This is a genomic window from Kitasatospora sp. NEAU-CNBT7, from assembly GCF_057220535.1.
The window spans coordinates 16588-36877 of sequence record NZ_JBXQQB010000006.1; the positions used below are offsets into that span (position 1 = coordinate 16588).

Here is a 20290-nt window from a genome sequence, read left to right on the forward strand (position 1 = left end):
TGCTGATCGAAATGCGGATGGCGAAGATTCGATCACTCGAGCGAGCCTCGAATCTTCGAGCTTCACCCTAGAGGAGGTCCACCGGGGCTGTGGGTAACAGAACGATAACTTTGAATTTACATTCAGCCGTCGAGATCGATTCGTGATTGATCGCTTCGGGCAGCACGAATAGGCACCCCGAGGATCCCGGGATGCCTATTCCTGGCAGGCTATGAAAATGCGTTCCGAGCGGGCTCGGATCAGACCGCGGCGGCGCGCTGGAGCAGGTCGTCGAAGGCCTTCGGGTCATCGCTCTCGATGACCGGCCAGCCGATGCCGTAACCGCCCTCCCAGCGCACCTTGATGCCGGGGTTGGCGTGGTCGGTGCCGTCCGGCAGGAACAGGTGCGGACTGCAGTTGACCTGGTCCGTCGCCGAGAGCGCCGCCTGCGCGGACAGCTCGGCGCGGGCCCGGCCGTCGTTCAGCGCCGCCTCCAGCTGGGCCACGTCGACCACCTCGGCCTCGCGGGCGGCCTCCAGGATCACCTTGCGGTTGCTGATGCAGCGGGACTCGGCCCAGAACGCCCGGCGCAGCGCCAGGTCCAGCTGCTCCGCGGCCCGGAAGCTCTGCGCCTTGGCGGCCTGGACCGCCTCCAGCGCCGGCAGCGTGGTCGAGGGGTACAGCCAGTCCTTCGCCTGCCACAGCTGCCAGCCGGCGCCCGGCTCCAGGCTCGCGTTGCGGGCCACCTCGCTGTCGGTGCCCGGGCGCGGGCTCGGGGCGTTGTTCAGCAGCTCCAGCGGGAAGGCCCGGTGGTCGAACCAGACCTTGCCGTCCAGGCCGAGCCGGGTGCGGGCGGTGTGCAGGCGGTGGACGGCGATGTGCGCGAACGAACACCAGATGTCGGAGAAGACCGTGATGACGCCGGGCGGCGGGGTCAGGTCGGCTTCGGGCATGGGGTGGCTCCTGTCGGATGGTGCGGATGGTGCACGTGCGGGTGCGGGAACGGAGGTGGGTACGGGTGCCGCCGGGGCGGCGCCGGCCTGCTGGTCCGTCCGGGATGCGCCGGGACGGCGGTGCGGGCCGGGGCTCATGACCGGGCCGGGGACCCGGCCTCGTGCGCGGCCAGCGCCGCGTCGAGGTCGAGGTCCGCGTCGGCGAGCCAGGCGGGGAGCGAGGGGATCTCGGACATCGCGGCGAACAGGTCGTCCACCCGGCCCTCGACCGTCGGGCCGTGGGCGCTGAGCAGCCTGGCCGGCCGCAGGCCGGCGATCTTCTTCAGCGCCGCCCGGAACTTCTCCTCGTCGGCCAGCGCCGTCCACGGCGCGATGGCCCGGTTGAGTATGGAGAATCCCGAGAAGAACTCGTCCTCCGGTATTTCCGAGAGGTGCTCGGCAGGCTCCGACACCACCGTTCCGAAACTGTCCGAGCTGTACAGGGTGCCGTCCGAATGATCGAACAGCGCGACGGTCCCCGGCGAATCGTAGGTCGGTGGACGATGGAAGCTGATCGTCCGGTCCGGGAGTTTCCAGGTGCCCCCCGGATTAACCGTGACCACACGGTCACCAGGAATGTGGAATTCCTCGCCGAGCCGCGTCAGCGATATCGGGTTGGTGACCAGCCGGGCCTGCGGCGCCGCCTCCAGGACGGCGGCCAGGCTGCCGGTGTGGTCGCGGTCGTCGTGGGTGACCACCAGCCAGCGCAGGTCGGCCGGGTCGATCAGCTCCCAGAGCGCCTTCTGGAAACCCTCCCGGTCCACCGGCATCCCGGTGTCGACCAGGAACGGCTCGGCTCCGTGCACCAGGAACGCGTTGACCGCCTGCAGGCCGAGGCCCGGGATCGGCAGGTCCGACGGGATCACCTGGATGCCGGGGCCGGCCCGGTAACTGTCTCTCATGGATGGGACCTCCGAGCTGGACGTCGACGGGACGGGCCGTCAGGACAACACCGGGCGGTTCAGGACAGCTGGATCGCCAGCGAGCCGCCGATCAGGCAGACCAGGCCGATCAGACGGGTGGAGTTCAGCGCCCGCTTCGGCAGCCGGAACAGGCCGTTGTGGTCGATCACGGCGGAGGTGAGCTGCTGGCCGGTCACGGTGAGCGCGACCGTCACGGCGGCGCCGATGCTGGGGATGAGCATGAAGGTGCCGGTCACGTACGCGGCCGCGCAGGCCCCGCCCAACCAGCCCCACCAGGGCATCTTCTTCAGCGGCGCGACCTTGGGCGCGGGCGTGCGGTTGGTGGCGCGCAGCGCGATCAGCACCACGGCGATGGTGACGGTGGCGACCGTGAAGCTGATCGCGGCGACGGTGATCGGCGCGTTCAGGTCGGCCCGCAGCTTGGCGTTGATCGCGCCCTGGATCGGCAGGACGCCGCCGGCCACGATGCCCAGCGCCAGCCAGCCCACCCGGGCCGCGCCGCTCAGCTGGGCGGCGCCCGGCGCGGCGCCGGCGGCCGCCCGCAACTGGCCGCGGACGATCACCACGATCCCGACCAGGACGGCGAGCGCACCGAGCACGATGCCCACGCCGAGCGGCTTCTTCTCCAGGCCGAACAGGCCGAGCAGGTCGATCCCGAGCGAGGCGAACATCTGCCCGGTGACGAAGAGTCCGACGCTCACCAGTGCGCCGAGGCGCGGGAAGAGCAGGATGCCGCTGGTGATGTAGAGCGGGCTGGCCAGGCCGCCCAGCAGGTGCCAGCCGTCGACATCCGAGAGCTTGCCCAACGCGCCCAGGGTGCCGAAGACGGCGGCGATGATGATCAAGATGCCGGTGGCGACGCTGAGCTGCACGGTGGAGGCGCCGTAGGGCGTCCCGACCGCGGAGTTCAGCTGGAGGTTCACCGACGCCTGGACGGCCAACAAGCAGCCGACCAGCAGGGCCACGGCAAGCAGCGCGCTGTGCATGACCTCGTCCTCTCCCAGTTAAACGGACAGTGTGTCCATTTACAGTACACCTGAAAGGGCTAAGTGGACAGTCGGCTCAGTTTCTTCTGCGCCTGGTAGTAAGCTCGAAAACATGCACAGCGGGCAGCACCGACGCGATCTGGCCATGACAACAGGCCTGCCGGTCCCCACTCCCCCGGCGCAGGCGAAGCCCCGTGAACGGGCCGATGCCGCGCGCAACCGTGCCCAGATCCTGGCCGCGGCCGAGGAGCTGTTCGCCACCAGAGACCCGGCCACCATCACCATGGACCAGCTCGCCAAGGCCGCCGGCGTCGGCCGCGCCACCCTCTACCGGCGCTTCCCCGACCCGGCCGCCGTCGCGGTCGCGCTGCTCGACGAGCACGAGTACCGGCTCCAGGAACAACTCCTCAGCGGCCCGCCCCCCTTGGGGCCCGGGGCGCCGCCCGGGGAGCGGCTCGCCGCGTTCTACGTCGCCGCGATCGACCTGCTGGAACGTCACCTGCCGCTCGCGCTCGGCGCGGAGACCGGGGCGGCCCGCTTCACCTCCGGCGCGTACGGCTTCTGGCGGATCCACATCCGCACCCTGCTGGTCGACGCGGACGTCCCCGACCCCGACGCCCACATCGACCTGCTGCTCGCGCCGCTGGCGCCCGAGCTCTACGACTTCCAGCGCAACCGGATGGGGCTCAGCAGCGAACGGATCATCGCGTGCGTGGCGGGGATGGCGCGACGCTTCATGCGCTGAGCCTCCGGCGGCCCTCCTACCCGGAGCGCGGAGCGCCCCTCAGGGGCGCGAGGAACTGCGCGAAGCGGAAGGCATCCCGGCTCGACGACGGCAACGCGCCGCCGACCCACCCGTGCGACGCCGGGTCCACCCCGGCGTCCTACCGTCCCTCGCGCACCTTCTCCCCCAGCGCAGCCCCCTCCGGGGGCGGGGGTCAGGCCGGGAGGCCTTCTGCGGTGCGGACGGCGGTGCGGTACTGGCGGGCCGCCGCCCGGAGGGCCGCGTCGACGTCGATGCCCGCGTCGTAGCCGCGTTGGGCGACGGCCAGCAGGAGGGCGCCGGCGCTCTCGTCGGTGAGGTCGGCGGACGGCAGGGTCCACGGCTGGTCGGGGACGCCGGTGAAGCCCGCCCGGCGGACGCGGGAGACCAGCTTGGCCGCGTAGGCGAGCGAGGGCAGTCCGGCCGGTACGCCGTCCAGGACGGACTCGCGCTGCTTCTCGGCGGCCTTCAGCTGCTCCCAGTTGGCCTCGACCTGGGCGGTCCCGGTGGCGTCGACGTCCCCGAAGACGTGCGGGTGCCGGTACATCAGCTTGTCGACGATGTCACCGGCGACGTCGTCGATGGAGAACGGGTCCTCGGGGTGCTCCTCGGCGATCCGGGAGTGGAAGAAGACCTGCAGCAGCACGTCGCCGAGCTCCTCGCGGAGCGTCTCGCGGTCGCCCTCCTCGATCGCCTCGACCAGCTCGAACGCCTCCTCCACCAGGTACTTCACCAGGCTGGCGTGGGTCTGTTCGGCGTCCCACGGGCAGCCGCCCGGCGAGCGCAGCCGGTCCATCACCGAGGCCAGGTCGAGCAGCCGCGCGCCGGGCAGGTCGTACGAGCCGGGCAGCAGCTCGATCTCGGGCACCGCGCCGGCCTCCTCCACGGCGATCCGGGCCAGCGCGTCGGTCAGCCCGGGGTCGCCGTCGGGGCTGCCCAGCCAGAGCGCCGGGGCGGCCTCGACCAGGCGGCGGGCGAGTGCGGGCGCGGTGCCGCGTTCGATCAGCTCGACCTCGACCCCGGCCTGTCGCAGGGCGGGCAGCTGGGGGTGGGCCGGGTCGGCGGCCAGCACCCGGCCGGCGGCGTGCAGGGCCTGCCAGGCGGGCCAGGAGAGCAGGCCGGGGGCGACCCGGTGGGTGGTGGTGAGCAGGGTCAGCTTCGGAGTGTCCACAGCTCCGAACCTACCCGTCCGGACGCCCGACCCCCGACCCCCTGGCGCCGGGCCCTTGGCGCCGGGCCCCGCCCCGGCCCGGCACCGGCCGTCCGTACGGGTCAGTACAGGGTGCTGTTGGTCGGCAGCCAGTCGTCGGCCGTGTCGGTCAGGCCGATCTGGGCCGGGTCCCAGTGCCCGTAGCGCGGGTTGACCTCGATCCGCAGGGCGGTGCCCGCGGTCACCAGGGCCTTGCGGATCGCCTCGTCGCCGCCGGCCGAGCGGGGGTCCTGGCCGTCGGCGCCGGCGAGCTTCTGCAGGCCGAGCTGCTGGCGGTAGAAGTCGTCGATGCCGGCGGCGGGCACGCCCTGCTTGCCGAGCAGTTCGGCGGCCAGCTGGTCGGGACCGCCGAGCAGTTGGGCGTCGGCCTGGCGGGCCTGCGCGACCTCGGTGGCGGAGACGGTGAGGCCGCGGTCGGCGAGGGCCTTGGCGAGCACCCGGTCGAGCACCAGCTCGGCGACGGTGCGGCGGGCGAGGCCGGCCTGTTCCGCGCGGGCCGCGCCGGGCCGGGCCGCGGACGCGTCCCGGACCGCGGCGACCTTCGCCTCGACGGTGGCCACGCTGATCCGTTCGTCACCGACCACCGCGGCGGCTCCCTGGTGGGCCGGGGTGTTCGCGCAGGCGGCGAGCAGGACGGCGAGGGAGAGGCCGGCCACCGCCTGGGCGGTGCGGCGGGCGGCGGAGCGGGTGCGGATCACGTGCGGCCTCCAGTTGTCCGGCTGTGGCTGGTGCGGTCTCCGGTGGTTCTCCTGACAGGGACAGACAATAGGGAGCCCGACCGCGCGGTGCCAGACCTTGGTCCGAACGGGTCACCCACCCGCGGCGCAGGGAGGCCCTGAACCTCGGGTACGGGCCCGCCGGGCGCGCACGGGTACGGGCCCGGAACGCCGCAGCGGCCCCGGGCGCCCGAGGGCCCGGGACCGCTGCGGCGTCCGCCGGCGGCGCTACTTCTTCGCCCCCGCCAGGTCGTCGAACATGGTGGTGAGGAACTCCCGGCTCCAGGCCAGCAGTTCCCGCCCGACCAGCGGCTTGCCGCCGATCCGGCCGCCGCTGCTCGGCCTCGGCACCAGCAGCTGGGCGGCGGCCGCCTTGACCTGGCTGCGCGGGTAGAGCCGGTTCAGCCGCAGCTGCTGGGACTCCCGCAGGTCGACCGGGCCGAACCGGACGAAGTTGCCCTGCAGCGTGATGTCGCCGATCCCGCAGCGCCGGGCGTACAGCCGCAGCGCCGCCACCAGCAGCAGGTTCTCCACCTGCTCGGGCAGCTTGCCGTACCGGTCGGTGAGCTCCTCGCGGACCTGGACGATGTCGTCCTCGGAGTTGACCGCGGCGATCGAGCGGTACGCCTGCAGGCGCAGCCGCTCGCCGGGGGCGTAGTCGTGCGGCACGTGGGCGTCGACCGGCAGCTCGATCTTCACCTCCAGCGGTTCCTCCTCCGGCTCGGCGCCGCCGCTCGCCAGCGAGTCCCGGAACTCGGCCACCGCCTCGCCGACCATCCGCATGTAGAGGTCGAAGCCGACGCCGGCGATGTGCCCGGACTGCTCGCCGCCGAGCAGGTTGCCCGCGCCGCGGATCTCCAGGTCCTTCATCGCCACGTACATGCCCGCGCCCATCTCGGTGTGCTGGGCGATGGTGGCGAGCCGCTCGTGCGCGGTCTCGGTGAGCGGCTTCTCCGGCGGGTACAGCATGTAGGCGTAGCCGCGCTCGCGGCCGCGGCCGACCCGGCCGCGCAGCTGGTGCAGCTGGGACAGGCCGAAGGTGTCGCCGCGTTCCACGATCAGGGTGTTGGCGTTGGAGATGTCGATGCCGGACTCCACGATGGTGGTGGAGACCAGTACGTCGAACTCCTTCTCCCAGAAGTCGACGACGACCTTCTCCAGCTGGGTCTCGCCCATCTGCCCGTGCGCGGTGGCGACCCGCGCCTCGGGCACCAGGTCCTTCAGCCGGGCCGCCGCCTTGTCGATCGACTCCACCCGGTTGTGGATGTAGAAGACCTGGCCCTCGCGCAGCAGTTCGCGCCGGATCGCGGCGGAGATCTGCTTCTCGTCGTACGGGCCGACGAAGGTCAGCACCGGGTGCCGCTCCTCCGGCGGGGTGGTGATGGTGGACATCTCCCGGATGCCGGTGACCGCCATCTCCAGGGTGCGCGGGATCGGGGTCGCCGACATGGTCAGCACGTCGACGTTGGCCCGCAGCTTCTTCAGCTGTTCCTTGTGCTCGACGCCGAAGCGCTGCTCCTCGTCGACGATGACCAGACCGAGGTCCTTGAAGCGGGTCTCCGAGGAGAACAGCCGGTGGGTGCCGATCACCACGTCCACCGAGCCCTCGAACAGGCCCTCCAGCACCGCCTTCGCCTCGGCGTCGGTCTGGAAGCGGCTGAGTGCCTTCACCACCACCGGGAAGTTGGCGTACCGCTCGGCGAAGGTGGAGAAGTGCTGCTGCACCAGCAGTGTGGTCGGCACCAGCACGGCCACCTGCTTGCCGTCCTGCACCGCCTTGAAGGCCGCCCGGACCGCGATCTCGGTCTTGCCGTAGCCGACGTCGCCGCAGATCAGCCGGTCCATCGGGACCGACTTCTCCATGTCGGCCTTCACCTCGGCGATGGTGGTCAGCTGGTCGGGGGTCTCCGCGTACGGGAAGGCGTCCTCGAGCTCGCGCTGCCAGGGGGTGTCCGGGCCGAAGGTGTGGCCGGGGGCGGCCATCCGGGCCGAGTACAGCTTGATCAGGTCGGCGGCGATCTCCTTGACCGCCTTCTTGGCCCGCTGCTTGGTCTTGGCCCAGTCCGCGCCGCCGAGCCGGTGCAGGGTCGGGGCCTCGCCGCCGACGTACTTGGTCACCTGGTCGAGCTGGTCGGTCGGCACGAACAGCCGGTCGCCGGGGTGGCCGCGCTTGGCGGGGGCGTACTCCAGCACCAGGTACTCGCGGGTGGCGCCCTGGACGGTGCGCTGCACCATCTCGACGTACCGGCCGACGCCGTGCGCCTCGTGCACCACGTAGTCGCCGGCGGCCAGCGCCAGCGGGTCGATGGCGTTGCGGCGCCGGGACGGCATCCGGCGCATGTCCTTGGTGGAGGAGCGCTGGCCGGACAGGTCGGTCTCGGTGATGACGGTCAGCTTCAGCGTCTCGTCGACGAAGCCGTGCTCGATCGAGCCGCAGGAGACGTACACGACGTCCCGGGTGGGCGCCTCGGCGAGGTCGGCGACCAGCCGGGCCGCGATGCCCTCGTTGCCGAGCACCTCCGCCAGCCGGGACGCCGGGCCGTGGCCCTCCGTCACCATGACGACCCGCCAGTCGGCGGCCAGCCGTTCCTTGGCGTCGGCGATGGCGCGGGCGGTGTCGCCGCGGTACGCCTCGACGGCGTGCATGCCGAGGGTGAGCGTGCCCGGGTCGAACTCCAGGATCCCGTCCAGTCCGGCGTCGCTGGTGGCGAACGGGCTGACCGACCACCAGGGCAGGCCGATCGCGGCGGCGTGCTCGCGCACGTCGGCCAGCGACCACAGCGAGGCGGCCGAGACGTCGATCTGCTCGATGTCGATCGGCCGGTCCGCGCCGGCCGCCGCCGCCACCCAGGACGCCTGCAGGAACTCCTGGCTGGTCGCCACCAGGTCGGCGGCCCGGGTGCGGACCCGCTCGGGGTCGCAGACCACCGCGATCGAACCCTGCGGCAGGACGTCGAGCAGCAGCTCCATGTCGTCCACCAGGACCGGCGCCAGCGACTCCATGCCCTCGACCGCGATCCCCTGGGCGATCCTGTCCAGGATCTCGGCCAGCTCCGGGTGGTCCGCGGCCAGCGCGGCGGCCCGGGCCCGCACCTGGTCGGTGAGCAGCAGCTCCCGGCAGGGCGGGGCCCACAGGCCGTGTTCGGCGATCTCCAGGGACCGCTGGTCGGCGACCTTGAAGTACCGGATCTCCTCGACGTCGTCGCCCCAGAACTCCACCCGCAGCGGGTGCTCCTCGGTCGGCGGGAAGACGTCCAGGATGCCGCCGCGGACCGCGAACTCGCCGCGCTTCTCGACCAGTTCGACCCGGGCGTAGGCGGCGGCCGCGAGCCCGCGGGCGACCTCCTCCAGGTCGTGCTGCTCGCCGCGCCGCAGCGCCACCGGCTCCAGCTCGGCCAGCCCCTTGACCTGCGGCTGCAGCACCGAGCGGACCGGTGCCACGACCACCTGGACCGGGCCCGCGGCGGGGTCGTCGGCCCGCGGGTGGACGATCCGGCGCAGCACCGCCAGGCGCCGGCCGACCGTGTCCGAGCGGGGTGAGAGCCGCTCGTGCGGCAGCGTCTCCCAGGCCGGGAACTCCGCCACCGCGTCGGCCGGCAGCAGCGAACGCAGGCTCGCCGCCAGGTCCTCCGCCTCCCGCCCGGTCGCGGTCACGGCCAGCACCGGCCGGCCGCGCTCCCCCGCGCCCCCGGCCAGCGAACGCGCCAGCGCGGCGATGGCGAACGGCCGGGCGGCGGGCGGTCCGACCAGGTCGAGGTGGTGCCGGCGGCCGCCGGCGGCCGCCTCGACCGCCTCGGCGAGGGCGGCGTCCCGTACGACGACATCGAGCAGTCCGGACAGGCTCATGAAGTCTCTTCTTCGCTCCGTGGCTGGAGTGCCCCGAGGCCGGAGAGCCCGGCCGGGCAACGCGAACAGCCCGGCACGCGGTGCGCCCCGGGGGTGTCCAGCCTACGCCGCGGCACCCGGCTCCACCCGACGCGAGGCCGGGCGGCCCGTGGACCGCAGGCCCGGTGGGTGGGCCACCAGAGATCATGAAGTCGACACACTCCTGTCACTACCCGTCCATGGTGGCCGCGCAGGATGGTCCACGTGCCCGCCGCACCCAACCGTGGGGGATGGCTGCAGCGGTGCCGTTCGTACTCCGATGGGGGTCGGGGTACGAGGCCGGGCGGCCCTGGGTGGGGGCGCCCGTGCCCCCACGCCGGGACCTCGGCGCCCTTTCCTGGAGGGCGCCGAGGGTCTCGGCCCGCTGCGTTCCGGCCCCGATCCGCTGCGCCCGGAAGTGTCCCGTCCGCCCGCTGTGCCCGCGTTTCCCCGAAGCCGCCCGCGCCGCCCCCGCGCTCCGTACCCTCGTGTGAAGGCGGTGTGGGGCAGCCCTGAACACGGTGTGGGCGTCACCGCGACGGAGGGGGTACTTCAGTCATGCGCGTGGTCATCGCAGGCCAGGGTTACGTCGGGCTGCCGCTGGCGGTCCGGGCCGCCGAAGTGGGGCACGACGTGATCGGCTACGACGTGGACGAGCGCCGGATCAAGCGGCTCGCGGTCGGCGAATCGTACGTGGAGGACATTCCGGCCGAGCGGCTGCGGCCGCTGCTGGACAGCGGGGCCTACCTGCCCACCGCGGAGGAGGGCGACGTGGCGGGCTTCGACATCGCCGTGATCACCGTCCCCACGCCGCTGCGGGACGGGGTGCCCGACCTGTCGTACATCGAGTCCTCGGCCCGGCTGCTCGCCTCCCACCTGCGGCCGGGCGCCACCGTGGTGCTGGAGTCCACCACCTACCCGGGCACCACCGAGGAGCTCCTCGCGCCGCTGCTGGAGGAGGGCTCCGGGCTGCGCGCCGGCGAGGACTTCCACGTCGGCTACAGCCCCGAGCGGATCGACCCGGGCAACCCGACCTGGAAGCTGGAGAACACCCCCAAGGTGGTCTCCGGCATCACGGCGGCCGCGCTCGCCGCCGTCGACGGCTTCTACGGCGAGCTGGTCGAGCGGACCGTGCCGGTCTCCTCCTGCAAGGAGGCCGAGCTCACCAAGCTGCTGGAGAACACCTTCCGGCACGTCAACATCGCCCTGGTCAACGAGCTGGCGATGTTCGCGCACGACCTCGGCATCGATGTCTGGGAGGCCATCGACGCCGCCTCCACCAAGCCGTTCGGCTTCCTGCGCTTCACCCCCGGTCCGGGCGTCGGCGGCCACTGCCTGCCGATCGACCCCTCGTACCTGTCCTGGCGGGTGGAGCGCGCCCTCGGCCAGTCCTTCCGCTTCGTCGAGCTGGCCAACGACGTCAACAGCCACATGCCCGACTACGTGGTGCGGCGGCTGGCGGAGGCGCTCAACCAGCGCCGGCGCGCGGTCAACGGCTCGCGGGTGCTGGTGCTGGGGCTCGCGTACAAGAAGAACACCGGTGACGCGCGGGAGACCCCGGCCGCCCGGGTGGTGGAACTGCTCACCAGGGCGGGCGCGGACGTCCGGGCCGCCGACCCGCACGTGGTGGCGGGCGTGCACGTCGCCGAGCCGCAGATTCCCGGGGCGCGCAGCGGCGGCCACGACGGCCACGACGGCGGGCCGCTGGCCGGCGTCCGCCGGGTCGAGGCCACCCCGGAGGAGCTCGCGGCCGCCGACGCCGTCGTGCTGCTGGCCGACCACGACGACTTCGACTACGACGCCGTCCTGGCCCACTCGCGCTACGTCCTGGACTGCCGCCGCCGCCTCACCGGCCCGGCGGTCGAGGTCCTCTGACCGGGATGGCGGATCCCCGCACCTGAAGCGGTACGGCCTCAAGGAGCGCTGTGGGTCCCCCGGCCGGAGGCCGGGGGACCCACGGGTTCAGCCGCGGCGGACCGCTCGGCCGGCGTCGTAGTCGGAGCCGTCGTCGATGATGACGATCTTCGGGATGATCTTCGTCTCGGGCTCCGGCCTGGCCTCCGGCGCCGCGTCCGGGGCGGGCGCCAGCGGGGCCTTGCGGGCCCACGGCGGGGTCTCCGCGGCCGGCAGCGCGCCGGGCGCCGGCACGGCCGGCGGCGCGTCCACCGGCGCGGCAGCCGTGGGGGCATCCGCGGGCACCGCGGCCGGCGGGGCGTCCGCCGGCGGGGCCGGCTCCAGGGCGGGCTGCGGTTCGGCCGCGCCGACCGCCGCCCCGGTCAGCGCCGCCAGGTGCGCCTTGATGTGGTCGAGGTGCTGCTGCACCACGTCGAGGCGCTCGGTGAACTCGCGCTGCTCGCGCTCGCTCGCGGTCTGGATCCGCTCGGCCTTCTCCCGGGCCGCGGCCAGGATCCGGTCCGACTCGGCCTGGGCGTCGCCCTCGATGCCGCGGATCTCGGCGAGCACCGCCTCCCGGTGCAGCTCGGCCTCCTTGAGGCGGCGCTCCGCGGTGCCGGAGATCTTGGCGTCCTCGCTGTCCGCCTCGGCCTCGGCCGCGGCGAACATCTCGTCGGACCGGCGCCGCAGTTCGGCCAGCTTGCCCTCGGCCCGCTCCCCCGCCTCGGCGGCCTCGACCCGGATCCGGGCCGCGTCGGCGGTGCCGCCGTCGCGGATGCCGCGGGCGTCGCGGTCGGCCTCCGCGCGGAGCCGTTCGGCCTCGGCCCGGGTGCGCTCGGCGGTGCGGCGGGCGGTCTCGTCGGCGTCCCGCCGGGTCGAGTCGGCGAACTCGTGCGCGGCCCGGTCGGCATCCTGGCCGGCCTCGTAGGCGGCGTCCCTGGCGTCCTCGGCGGCCCGCTCCGCGGCCGTGCGGACGGCGAGGGACTCCGCGTCGGCGATCGCCATCAGGGCGGCCGCCTGCTCGCTGAGCAGCCCGTAGTCGGGCTCCGGGGCGGCCTCGGCGGCCTGCACCACCTCGACCAGCCGGTTCTCCATCTCGCGCAGGCCCGCACCGAGGACGCTGAGCCGCTCCCAGGCCCGGTCGCGGTCGGCGCTCAGCGCTTCCAGCGTCCGGTCGACCTGCTCGGGTGCGTAGCCTCGCCGGGCAACGGTGAAGCCGGACGGGGAGATGGCATCGCTCATCGGCTCTTCCCTTCGTGCTCGCGGGCTGCGCAGCCCTCAGTTGTGTGATCGTCGAGGACATACTGCCGATCCTCTTGACCTATTTTGCGCAGATACGCTGGAAAGCCCAAGAAACCGCCCGAAGGGGCCGCACCACCGGGCGGCCCGGCCCCGACGGGTCCGGCGCACCGCCGCGGTTACATCAGGCCGTCCCAGAACTGCTCGACCAGCACCGCCCACCAGCTCTCCGGCGTGTAGAGCGCCGCCGGGTCGAGGGCGGTCAACTCGCCCTGCAGATCGGTGGTCCAGCGGCCGGCCTGCTCGGGCGTCAGACCGTGCCGCAGCCGCCACATCCGGCCGAGCGCGGCCAGGCTGCGGACGAACTCCGGCACCCCGCTGTTGACGAACCGGGGCGGCTCGGCGGGGTTCTCCAGGTCGACGGCGACCACGGCCGCGGTGCCGTACTGCACGCACAGCTGACGCCCGTAGTCGTTGCCCAGGACCAGGTAGCCGCCGAAGTCCGGACCGGCCGCCAGGCCGCGTTCGGCGGCCAGCTCGGCCAGCGTCGGGATCGGCCGGCCCTCCTGCGCCTGGGCCCAGAAGAACGGCGGGAACTCCCGCGGCAGCCCCGCCCACATCAGCGTCGCCGAGACCGGCTCGGGTACGCCCTGCCGGGAGACCGCGCGCTGCTCGAAGCGGAACACCCCCGGGCCGAAGGCCTGCGCCAGCTCGCCCGCGAGCTGCTGCGGCGCCAGCGGCGGCTGCTGCGGGATGACGCCGGGCGCCGGCAGCGGCACCCGGACCGGGCGCGGCCGCTGCGGCGCGGCGGCGAGCTGGTGCAGCTGGTCCAGGTGGTCGTTGAGCTGCGCCATCCCGGCCTGCCGGCCGCGCAGGTCGCGGCCGTACGGGACGGTGTGGCTGATCCGCACGTTCGGCCAGGAGGCCTTGACCATCCGGGCGCAGTAGCCGCCCGGCAGGTCGCACAGTTCCACGTCGGTGTGGAGTTCGAGCACCTGGTCCGGCGGGACGTTCAGCCGGCGCAGCTCCAGCATCGCCTTCCACTCCGGGTGCGGGGTGCCGGGCTCGCTGCGGTGCAGCAGGGTCTGCTCGGAGCCGTCCGGGCCGCGGTAGCTGACCACCGCCTGGGTGCCCGGGCCGATCGCGGGCACGCCCGGCGCGGCCGGGGCGGCGGGCGGCTGCGGGCCGCCCTGGGGGACGGCCGGCGGCGCCATCACCGGGGCGGGCGCGGGCACCGCCCCCGGCACCGGGTAGCCGTAGCCGACCGGCGGTGCGCCCGGGACCGGGACGGCGCCGGGCGGCGGCCCGCCGGCCGCCAGGTCGATCGCGGGCGCCAGCTGGGTGGCCTGGTAGGCGACCTGGGCGGCGGCCGGGCGCGGCGGTTCGGCCGCCGGCGGCGCGGGCGGTACGGGTGCGCCCGCGGCCGGGTGGCCGGGGCCGGCACCGCGCAGGTCCGCGGGGGCCGGCGGCGGGGGTGCGGTGGGGGTGGCCCGGCCGCCCGCGGCGTGGGCGGCCGGTCCGCCGGCGGGGCCGCCGAGCGAGGTCGGTGCGGGCGGCGGCGGAGCGGCGGGGCCGGAGCGGCCGAGACCGGCCGCGGGCGCACCGGGAGCGGGCGCGGCGGGTGCGCCGGGCAGGCCGAGCAGCCCGGGCGGGCCGTCGGTGGCCAGCATGGTCGGCGCGTACTCCATGGACGGCGCGGGCGCGGCGGGGGCCGCGGGCGGGGCGCCGACCGGCGGCGGGCCGTCCGGGGTGGCGAGCATGGTCGCGGCGTGCTCGATGGACGGCGCGGGCGCGGCGGGCGACACGGGCGCGGCGGGCGCCGGCGGCGGGAAGCCGGGGGGCGGCGGGCCGTCCGGGGTGGCGAGCATCGTCGCGGCGTGCTCGATGGGCGACACGGCGGCGGCGGGCGCCGGCGGCGGGAAGCCGGGGGGCGGCGGCAGCTGGACCGGCGGTGCGCCCGGCGGGGGCGGCGGGGCGGCGGCCGGGTCCGGCCCGCCGTCCAGGAAGCCCGCGGGCATCGGCATGGTCGGGTCGGCCGGGACGGGGGCCGGGACGGGCGGCTGCGCCGTGGCGGGCAGCGCGACGGTCAGTCCTTCGGAGCCCGCGCCCGGGGCGGCGGCCGCCGCGGCCAGCCCGTAGCCGGCCGGCATCGGCATGGTGAGTCCCTCGGAACCGGGCGGCGCCGGGACGGCCGGGGCCGGGCCGGCGGGCGGCGGCGCGAGCATGGTGGGCGCGTCGCCGGCCGGCCGGTCGGAGACCGGCGGGGTGGTCAGCACCGCCGGGTCCGCGGCGGCGGGGGCGGCCGGGGGCGCGGCGGCGGGCGCCGCGGCTGCGGCCTCCCGGGCCAGCTCGGCGGCCTCCGCGGCCAGCGCGTCGGCGCCGGCCTGCTGGAACCACTGCGGGGGGCTGAGCAGGAAGGAGGTCGCCTCGACCGAGTTGGGCACCGGCTTGGCCGCGCCCGCCGGGTTGGGCTCGCTCCGGCTGCCGTACAGCTCCTCGAACCGCCGGACCACCTCGTTCACCGGCAGCGGCGGCCAGAGCGTGCTGGCACCGCTGTCCCGGGTGATCACCAGCCGGGCGTCGCCGCCCCGGGCCGGGGTGCCGTCCGCGTGGTCCTCGGCCCAGCAGACGAAGCCCAGGTCGAACTCGCGCACCCGGACCTCGCGCTGCTGGGAGCGCGGCACCCCCGCGTTGATCCACTCCTCGGCGATCTCCTGAGCCTGCGCGTAGGTCGTCACCACGCCCCGTTCCCCTCTTCCTTGCCGGCCACCGTGTGCCCCCGCATCAGTTCACCGGGACGGCGCGGGCGAACCCGCCGTCCACCATCAGTGCCGCGACCGTCTCCAGCTCCGGCGGGCTGCCCGCCAGCCGCAGCAGGAAGGCGTCGAAGTCCTCCCCGCAGGGCAGCAGCAGCCGGGCGACCCGCTCCTCGGGCGGCTCGGGCGCGGCCGAGTCCCGGGCGTCGTCGTACGGGCAGAACCAGACCGAGCCGGTCTGCTCGCCGCGGACCTTGACCGCCAGCAGGCCGCCCTGGACGTAGGCGACGGCGAGGTAGTCCTTGGTCAGGTGGTCGCGCAGGCACTTGTTGGCGTACACCAGGTCGTGCGCGCCGTACTCGTCGCTCAGCGTCAGGAACGGCTGGTCCAGCAGCACCCCGTACTCGACGTCCAGGGCCACCCCCGCGGGGGCGCGGCCGCCCGCCAGCTTGAGGAAGCTGCGGTAGGCGGCGGGCAGCGGGTGGCCGAGCCGCTGCTCGGCGTGCTGCACCTGGTCCTCGGTGACGGCCAGCGGGTCGCCGCCGTCCCGGGCGAGCGACAGGTGGGCCGGCCGGTGCTCCTGCAGCGGGCGGGTGCCGCGGCGGGCGTGGTCGGCGGTGGAACGGGCGAGGCCGCCGTGGTGCCGCAGCAGCGCCTTGACCTCGACCGGGATCAGCTCCATCCGGCGCAGCCCCGGGGCGGCCCGGCCGACCACGTGGTGCCAGGTCCAGCCGGCCGGGGTGGCGACCGCGGTCTCCAGGTCGGCCCACAGCTGGTGGCCCTGGGTGTAGAGCGCCGCGTTGGCCGAGACGTAGTCGGTGAGCCGCAGCTCGTCCACGCCGAAGCCGGCCGGCGGGTCGGCCACCTCGGCGGCGGCCGCCGCGTAGGCGCTGAAGTCCGGGTATCCGTACTCGTCCACCCGCACCCCGGCGGGGTGCGCGGCGGCCCGGACCGGATCCGGGAACTGCACCACCTGACCCGCGTACGCCGAGTTGGGCGCGGCGGCGGTGGCGGGCCGACCTGTCGTCATCTGGGTGCCCCCACACTGGCTGAAGCAGATTTGCTGGGCACCAGCGTAGGGGGTGCGGGCGGGGGCTCGTCCCCCCGCCCGCGGGGTGGGGCGGCCGGTCAGATCCGGGTCAGTGCCTTGGCCAGGATCTCGGCCACCCGCTCCTGCTGACCCTCCGTGATCTGGGGGTACAGCGGGATGGTCAGGATCCGGGCGGCGGCCCGCTCGGCGACCGGGAACGACCCCTCGGCGTACCCCAGGTGGTGGAAGGCGGGCTGCAGGTGGACCGGCACCGGGTAGTGCACGCCGGCGCCGATCCCGGCGGCCTGCAGCTCGGCCAGGACGGTGTCGCGGCCGCGCTCGACGCGCACCGCGTACAGGTGCCAGACGTGCTCGTTGCCGGGCAGGGTCCGGGGGGTGGTGAGACCGTCCAGGCCGGCCAGCAGGGTGTCGTAACGGGCGGCGGCGGCCCGGCGGGCCTCGTTCCAGGCGGGCAGCCGGCGGAGCTTGGCGCGCAGCACCACCGCCTGCAGGGTGTCCATCCGGGAGTTGAAGCCGAATCGCTCGTGCACGTACTTGCGGCCGGAGCCGTGGTCGCCGATCAGCCGCACGGCCGCCGCGAGGCCGGCGTCGTCGGTGACCACCGCACCGGCGTCGCCGTACGCGCCGAGGTTCTTGCCCGGGTAGAAGCTGGTGGCCGAGATCCGGCCCCAGGAGCCGGAGAGCCGGCCGTCCTGCCGGGCGCCCTGGGACTGCGCGCCGTCCTCGACCACCGGACGGTCCCCGGCCAGCTCCAGCAGCGGGCGCATCGGGGCGAGCTGGCCGTTGAGGTGCACCGGGATCACGGCGGCGGCCTGCGGCAGCACGTCGGCGACGGCGGCCGGGTCGATCAGCAGGTGCTCGGGGTCGACGTCCACCAGCACCGGCCGCAGCCCGGCCCGGATCACCGCCTCGGCGGTGGCCACGAAGGTGTTGGCGGGCAGCACCACGCCGGCGCCGGCCGGCAGCTCCAGCGCCCGCAGCGCCAGCTCCAGCGCGTCGGTGCCGTTGGCGACGCCGACCGCGTGGGCCACCCCGGAGAACGCCGCGTACTCCGACTCGAAGGCGGCCACGTCCGGGCCCTTGATGTACGCGCCGCTGAGCAGGACCCGGTCGAAACCCTCCCGGACCTCCTCGGCGATCTCGGCGTGCGCGGCTTGCAGGTCGACGAGCGGGATGTCGGTCACCCGGGGCTCCTCAGCTGGTTGTCCGGCCCTCGGGCCGGGATGGTGGGTCGTCCTTGGACTGCTCGGCCGGCTCGACGAGCAGCGGGAGCGCGCCGCCGGACAGACAGGCCCCGGTGGCCGCGTCCCACTTCCAGTGGTGGCGCGGGCACTCGACCAGTCCGTCGGCGATCACGGCGTGGCTCAGGTCCTCACCCGCGTGCGGGCAGTACCGCTGCAGCCGCAGGCCGTCCCGCTCGATGGTCTCCGCCCTGGTCCGCTCGCGCACCAACTGCCTGGTCTGGGCGGGGTGGTGGCCGTAGCGGAGCAGGCTCAGCAGGGTGAGGTCGAAGACGTCCGGGTCGCGGTGCAGGCTGAGGCGCATCGACAGCAGCGCCTCCTCCCAGCCGGTGCGGCCGTCCAGCAGCGCCCGCAGCGCACGGGCCGGCACCCGGATCACGTACGAGGGGTCGACCGGCTCGTCCTCCAGCTCCACCCGGTCGGCCAGGTCGCCGAGCGCCAGGCCCCAGGCGGCGCCCTCGGCCTCCAGCCGCAGCCCGGCCCGGTAGTCGCTGAGCAGCGGCCGGTTGAGCCGCTGGAGGCGGTCGAAGTACGCCGCCACCTCGGCGGCGGCGACCGGCCGGGCCTCGCCCTGGTGGTAGGCCTCCCACTCGGCGCGGCGGCGCTCCCGGTAGTCGGCCAGGTAGCCGTCGGGGTCGGTGTGCCAGCGCCCGGGCGGGGCCGGGTCGGTGACCAGGTCGCCGGGGGCGGTGCGGATCACCTCGGTGGCCGGGCAGGCCTCGGCGAACCGGGCGGCGACGTCCTCCCAGTGCGGGAAGATGGTCCGCTCGCGGTCGTTGAACCGGTCCAGCGCCGGGTCGAGGAAGCAGGCCGGGCCGGCCGACGGCAGGTAGGCCCGGGCCCCGGTCAGCCGGACCTTGCGGACCAGGGTGTCCAGCAGGTCGCCGCGGACCGCGGCGGTCTTCGCGGCCATCCGCTCCGGCGGGTAGTCGTAGGCGTTCGGGTACCACATCGCGCCGGAGTACTGGGCGGCCAGCAGGTCGACGCCGCCGGGGAGTTCGGACAGCGGGGTGTTGCAGTCGTTGAGGTCCAGGAAGCGGAAGCCGCCGAGGTCCAGCAGCAGGCCGCTGTCCTCCTTGTGGCTGGTGTCGAGCAGCATGGTGGCGGTGCAGTCCGGACCGAGCCGGTACTCCTCGCGGTGGCCCAGCCGGACCTGCTCGCCGAAGCCGAGCGCGGCGAGCCGCCGGGCCAGCTCGCCGGTGCGGAAGCGCGGCACCAGGACGGTGGTCTCCCGGGAGAGCTGGGCCAGCGTCCGCTCGTCGAGGTGGTCCTCGTGGGTGTGCGAGACGTACAGGTAGTCGTACCGGCCCGCGACCGTGCCCGGCAGCAGCTCGCGGTTGTCCGGGTACGGGAACCAGGCCTCCAGGAAGGCCGGGTGGAACCAGGGGTCGATCAGGATGCGCAGCCCCGCGTGCTCGACCACGAACCCGGCGTGCCCGAGGTGCCGGATCGACGTCCCGGCCGGCAGCGAGGCCCGGACCGGTGCTCTCACCCGATGGCCTCGCGGAGCGCGGCGACCACCCGGTCCTGCTGGGCCTCGGTCAGGGTGTGGAACAGCGGCAGGATCAGCGAGCGCCCGGTGATCAGCTCGGTGGCCGGCAGCGGCACCCGGGCGGTCCCCTTGTACGGGGTCTCCAGGTGGGCCGCCATGATGCCGCGCCGGGCCGAGACGCCGGCCGCGGCCAGCCGGGCCAGCACCTCGGTGCGGTCCGGCGCGCCCTCGGGCAGCAGCAGCCAGCAGGACTGGAAGTTGCCGGTGCCGTGCGCCGGGTCCGCCACCAGGCCGGCGGCCAGCGGGCCGAGCAGCTCGCGGTAGCGGGCGGCCAGGGCGCGGCGGCGCTCGACCGTCGCGGGCAGCTTGGCCAGCTGGACCAGGCCGACGGCGGCCTGGATGTCGGTCATCCGGTGGTTGAAGCCGATCTCGTCGTACGTCTCCACCACCACGCCGCCGCCCGCGGCGTGCCGGTCGGCCGCCGAGACGCTCATGCCGTGCTCGCGCAGCCGCCGCAGCCGGGCGGCGAGGTCGCCGTCCTGGCAGGTGACCATGCCGCCCTCACCGGTGGTGAGCAGCTTGCGCGGGTGGAAGGAGTACGCGGCGATCTGCGCGGTGGCGCCGGCCGGGCGGCCGCGGTAGACCGAGCCGGCCGCGCAGGCGGCGTCCTCGACCACGGTGATCCCGCGCGGCTCGGCCAGCGCCCGGACCGCGTCCAGGTCGACCGGCACGCCGCCCTGGTCGACCACCACCACCGCGCGGGTGCGGTCGGTGAGCGCGGCGGCGACGGTGTCGGCGGTGAGGTTGCCGTCGGCCGGGTCGACGTCGGCGAAGACCGGCACCGCCCCGACGTAGGTGACGGCGTTGGCGGTGGCGATGAAGGACAGCGAGGGCACCACCACCTCGTCGCCGGGCCCGACGCCCGCGCCGATCAGCGCCAGGTGCAGCGCGGTGGTGCAGGAGGAGACCGCGACGGCGTGCGGGACGCCGAGGTGGTCGGCGAAGGCCCGCTCGAAGGCGGCGACCCGGGGGCCCTGGGCGACCCAGCCCGAGCGCACCGCCTCGGCGGCGGCCTCGGCCTCCTCCTCGCCGAGCCAGGGGATCATCACGGGGATCTGGGGCGAGGCGGCGGTCTGGGGCGGCACGGGATTGCTGGTGGACACGACAGTGCTCCGAAGGACGGTA

At 74.7% G+C, this 20290-nt stretch carries 14 protein-coding genes; 2 read left to right on the forward strand and 12 right to left on the reverse strand.

What is annotated here, in order from left to right; genetic code table 11:
- Nucleotides 1-239: 239 nt before the first annotated feature.
- The 3 genes from AC2TEW_RS10090 to AC2TEW_RS10100 all read right to left on the reverse strand — a co-directional run bounded on the left by AC2TEW_RS10090 (nt 240) and on the right by AC2TEW_RS10100 (nt 2880).
- The gene (locus AC2TEW_RS10090) at nt 240-932 is read right to left on the reverse strand and encodes a DsbA family oxidoreductase (RefSeq protein WP_484623034.1); all 693 of its coding nucleotides are present in this window, start codon (nt 930-932) and stop codon (nt 240-242) included.
- Between the two features lie 134 nt (nt 933-1066).
- A complete protein-coding gene (locus AC2TEW_RS10095; protein ID WP_484623035.1) occupies nt 1067-1873 on the reverse strand; it encodes an MBL fold metallo-hydrolase in 807 nt (268 codons plus the stop codon).
- A 59-nt stretch (nt 1874-1932) separates the two neighbouring features.
- Nucleotides 1933-2880, reverse strand: a complete 948-nt coding sequence (locus AC2TEW_RS10100; protein WP_484623036.1) for a DMT family transporter — start codon at nt 2878-2880, stop codon at nt 1933-1935.
- A 145-nt stretch (nt 2881-3025) separates the two neighbouring features.
- Between AC2TEW_RS10100 and AC2TEW_RS10105 the strand changes: the two genes are divergently transcribed.
- Nucleotides 3026-3625, forward strand: a complete 600-nt coding sequence (locus AC2TEW_RS10105; RefSeq protein WP_033823774.1) for a TetR/AcrR family transcriptional regulator — start codon at nt 3026-3028, stop codon at nt 3623-3625.
- A 193-nt stretch (nt 3626-3818) separates the two neighbouring features.
- Here the strand turns inward: AC2TEW_RS10105 and AC2TEW_RS10110 are convergent, their stop codons facing one another.
- The 3 genes from AC2TEW_RS10110 to mfd all read right to left on the reverse strand — a co-directional run bounded on the left by AC2TEW_RS10110 (nt 3819) and on the right by mfd (nt 9415).
- Nucleotides 3819-4814: a nucleoside triphosphate pyrophosphohydrolase gene (locus tag AC2TEW_RS10110; RefSeq protein ID WP_484623037.1), complete on the reverse strand. Its 996-nt coding sequence runs from the start codon at nt 4812-4814 to the stop codon at nt 3819-3821.
- Between the two features lie 101 nt (nt 4815-4915).
- A complete protein-coding gene (locus tag AC2TEW_RS10115; protein ID WP_484623038.1) occupies nt 4916-5551 on the reverse strand; it encodes a SurA N-terminal domain-containing protein in 636 nt (211 codons plus the stop codon).
- A gap of 246 nt (nt 5552-5797) precedes the next feature.
- A complete protein-coding gene (gene mfd, locus AC2TEW_RS10120; protein WP_484623039.1) occupies nt 5798-9415 on the reverse strand; it encodes a transcription-repair coupling factor in 3618 nt (1205 codons plus the stop codon).
- Nucleotides 9416-9991: 576 nt separating this feature from the next.
- On the opposite strand from mfd, the gene AC2TEW_RS10125 reads away from it, so the two are divergent.
- The gene (locus tag AC2TEW_RS10125) at nt 9992-11308 is read left to right on the forward strand and encodes a nucleotide sugar dehydrogenase (RefSeq protein WP_484623040.1); all 1317 of its coding nucleotides are present in this window, start codon (nt 9992-9994) and stop codon (nt 11306-11308) included.
- A gap of 87 nt (nt 11309-11395) precedes the next feature.
- Here AC2TEW_RS10125 and AC2TEW_RS10130 read toward each other — a convergent pair whose 3' ends face one another.
- The 6 genes from AC2TEW_RS10130 to AC2TEW_RS10155 all read right to left on the reverse strand — a co-directional run bounded on the left by AC2TEW_RS10130 (nt 11396) and on the right by AC2TEW_RS10155 (nt 20268).
- A complete protein-coding gene (locus AC2TEW_RS10130) occupies nt 11396-12568 on the reverse strand; it encodes a hypothetical protein (protein WP_484623041.1) in 1173 nt (390 codons plus the stop codon).
- A gap of 176 nt (nt 12569-12744) precedes the next feature.
- Nucleotides 12745-15306: an SUKH-4 family immunity protein gene (locus AC2TEW_RS10135; protein ID WP_484623042.1), complete on the reverse strand. Its 2562-nt coding sequence runs from the start codon at nt 15304-15306 to the stop codon at nt 12745-12747.
- Nucleotides 15307-15349: 43 nt separating this feature from the next.
- Nucleotides 15350-16351, reverse strand: a complete 1002-nt coding sequence (locus AC2TEW_RS10140; protein WP_033822768.1) for an SMI1/KNR4 family protein — start codon at nt 16349-16351, stop codon at nt 15350-15352.
- A 98-nt stretch (nt 16352-16449) separates the two neighbouring features.
- Nucleotides 16450-17556 carry a DegT/DnrJ/EryC1/StrS family aminotransferase gene (locus AC2TEW_RS10145; protein ID WP_484623043.1) on the reverse strand — a complete coding sequence of 369 codons (1107 nt, stop codon included), beginning with the start codon at nt 17554-17556 and terminating at the stop codon, nt 16450-16452.
- A 10-nt stretch (nt 17557-17566) separates the two neighbouring features.
- Nucleotides 17567-19105 (reverse strand): MBL fold metallo-hydrolase, encoded by a 1539-nt coding sequence (locus tag AC2TEW_RS10150; RefSeq protein WP_484623044.1) that lies wholly within the window; start codon nt 19103-19105, stop codon nt 17567-17569.
- On the reverse strand, nt 19102-20268 hold the full coding sequence (locus tag AC2TEW_RS10155; protein WP_484623045.1) for a DegT/DnrJ/EryC1/StrS family aminotransferase: 1167 nt from the start codon (nt 20266-20268) through the stop codon (nt 19102-19104). Before AC2TEW_RS10155 ends, AC2TEW_RS10150 begins: the two co-directional genes overlap by 4 nt.
- Nucleotides 20269-20290: the final 22 nt, after the last annotated feature.

Excerpts from the sequence above, each read along its gene's own strand:
- AC2TEW_RS10090 (WP_484623034.1), bottom strand. The coding sequence starts at position 932 with ATGCCCGAAGCCGACCTGACCCCGCCGCCCGGCGTCATCACGGTCTTC.
- AC2TEW_RS10095 (WP_484623035.1), bottom strand. The coding sequence starts at position 1,873 with ATGAGAGACAGTTACCGGGCCGGCCCCGGCATCCAGGTGATCCCGTCG.
- AC2TEW_RS10100 (WP_484623036.1), bottom strand. The coding sequence starts at position 2,880 with ATGCACAGCGCGCTGCTTGCCGTGGCCCTGCTGGTCGGCTGCTTGTTG.
- AC2TEW_RS10105 (WP_033823774.1), top strand. The coding sequence starts at position 3,026 with ATGACAACAGGCCTGCCGGTCCCCACTCCCCCGGCGCAGGCGAAGCCC.
- mfd (WP_484623039.1), bottom strand. The coding sequence starts at position 9,415 with ATGAGCCTGTCCGGACTGCTCGATGTCGTCGTACGGGACGCCGCCCTC.
- AC2TEW_RS10125 (WP_484623040.1), top strand. The coding sequence starts at position 9,992 with ATGCGCGTGGTCATCGCAGGCCAGGGTTACGTCGGGCTGCCGCTGGCG.
- AC2TEW_RS10130 (WP_484623041.1), bottom strand. The coding sequence starts at position 12,568 with ATGAGCGATGCCATCTCCCCGTCCGGCTTCACCGTTGCCCGGCGAGGC.
- AC2TEW_RS10140 (WP_033822768.1), bottom strand. The coding sequence starts at position 16,351 with ATGACGACAGGTCGGCCCGCCACCGCCGCCGCGCCCAACTCGGCGTAC.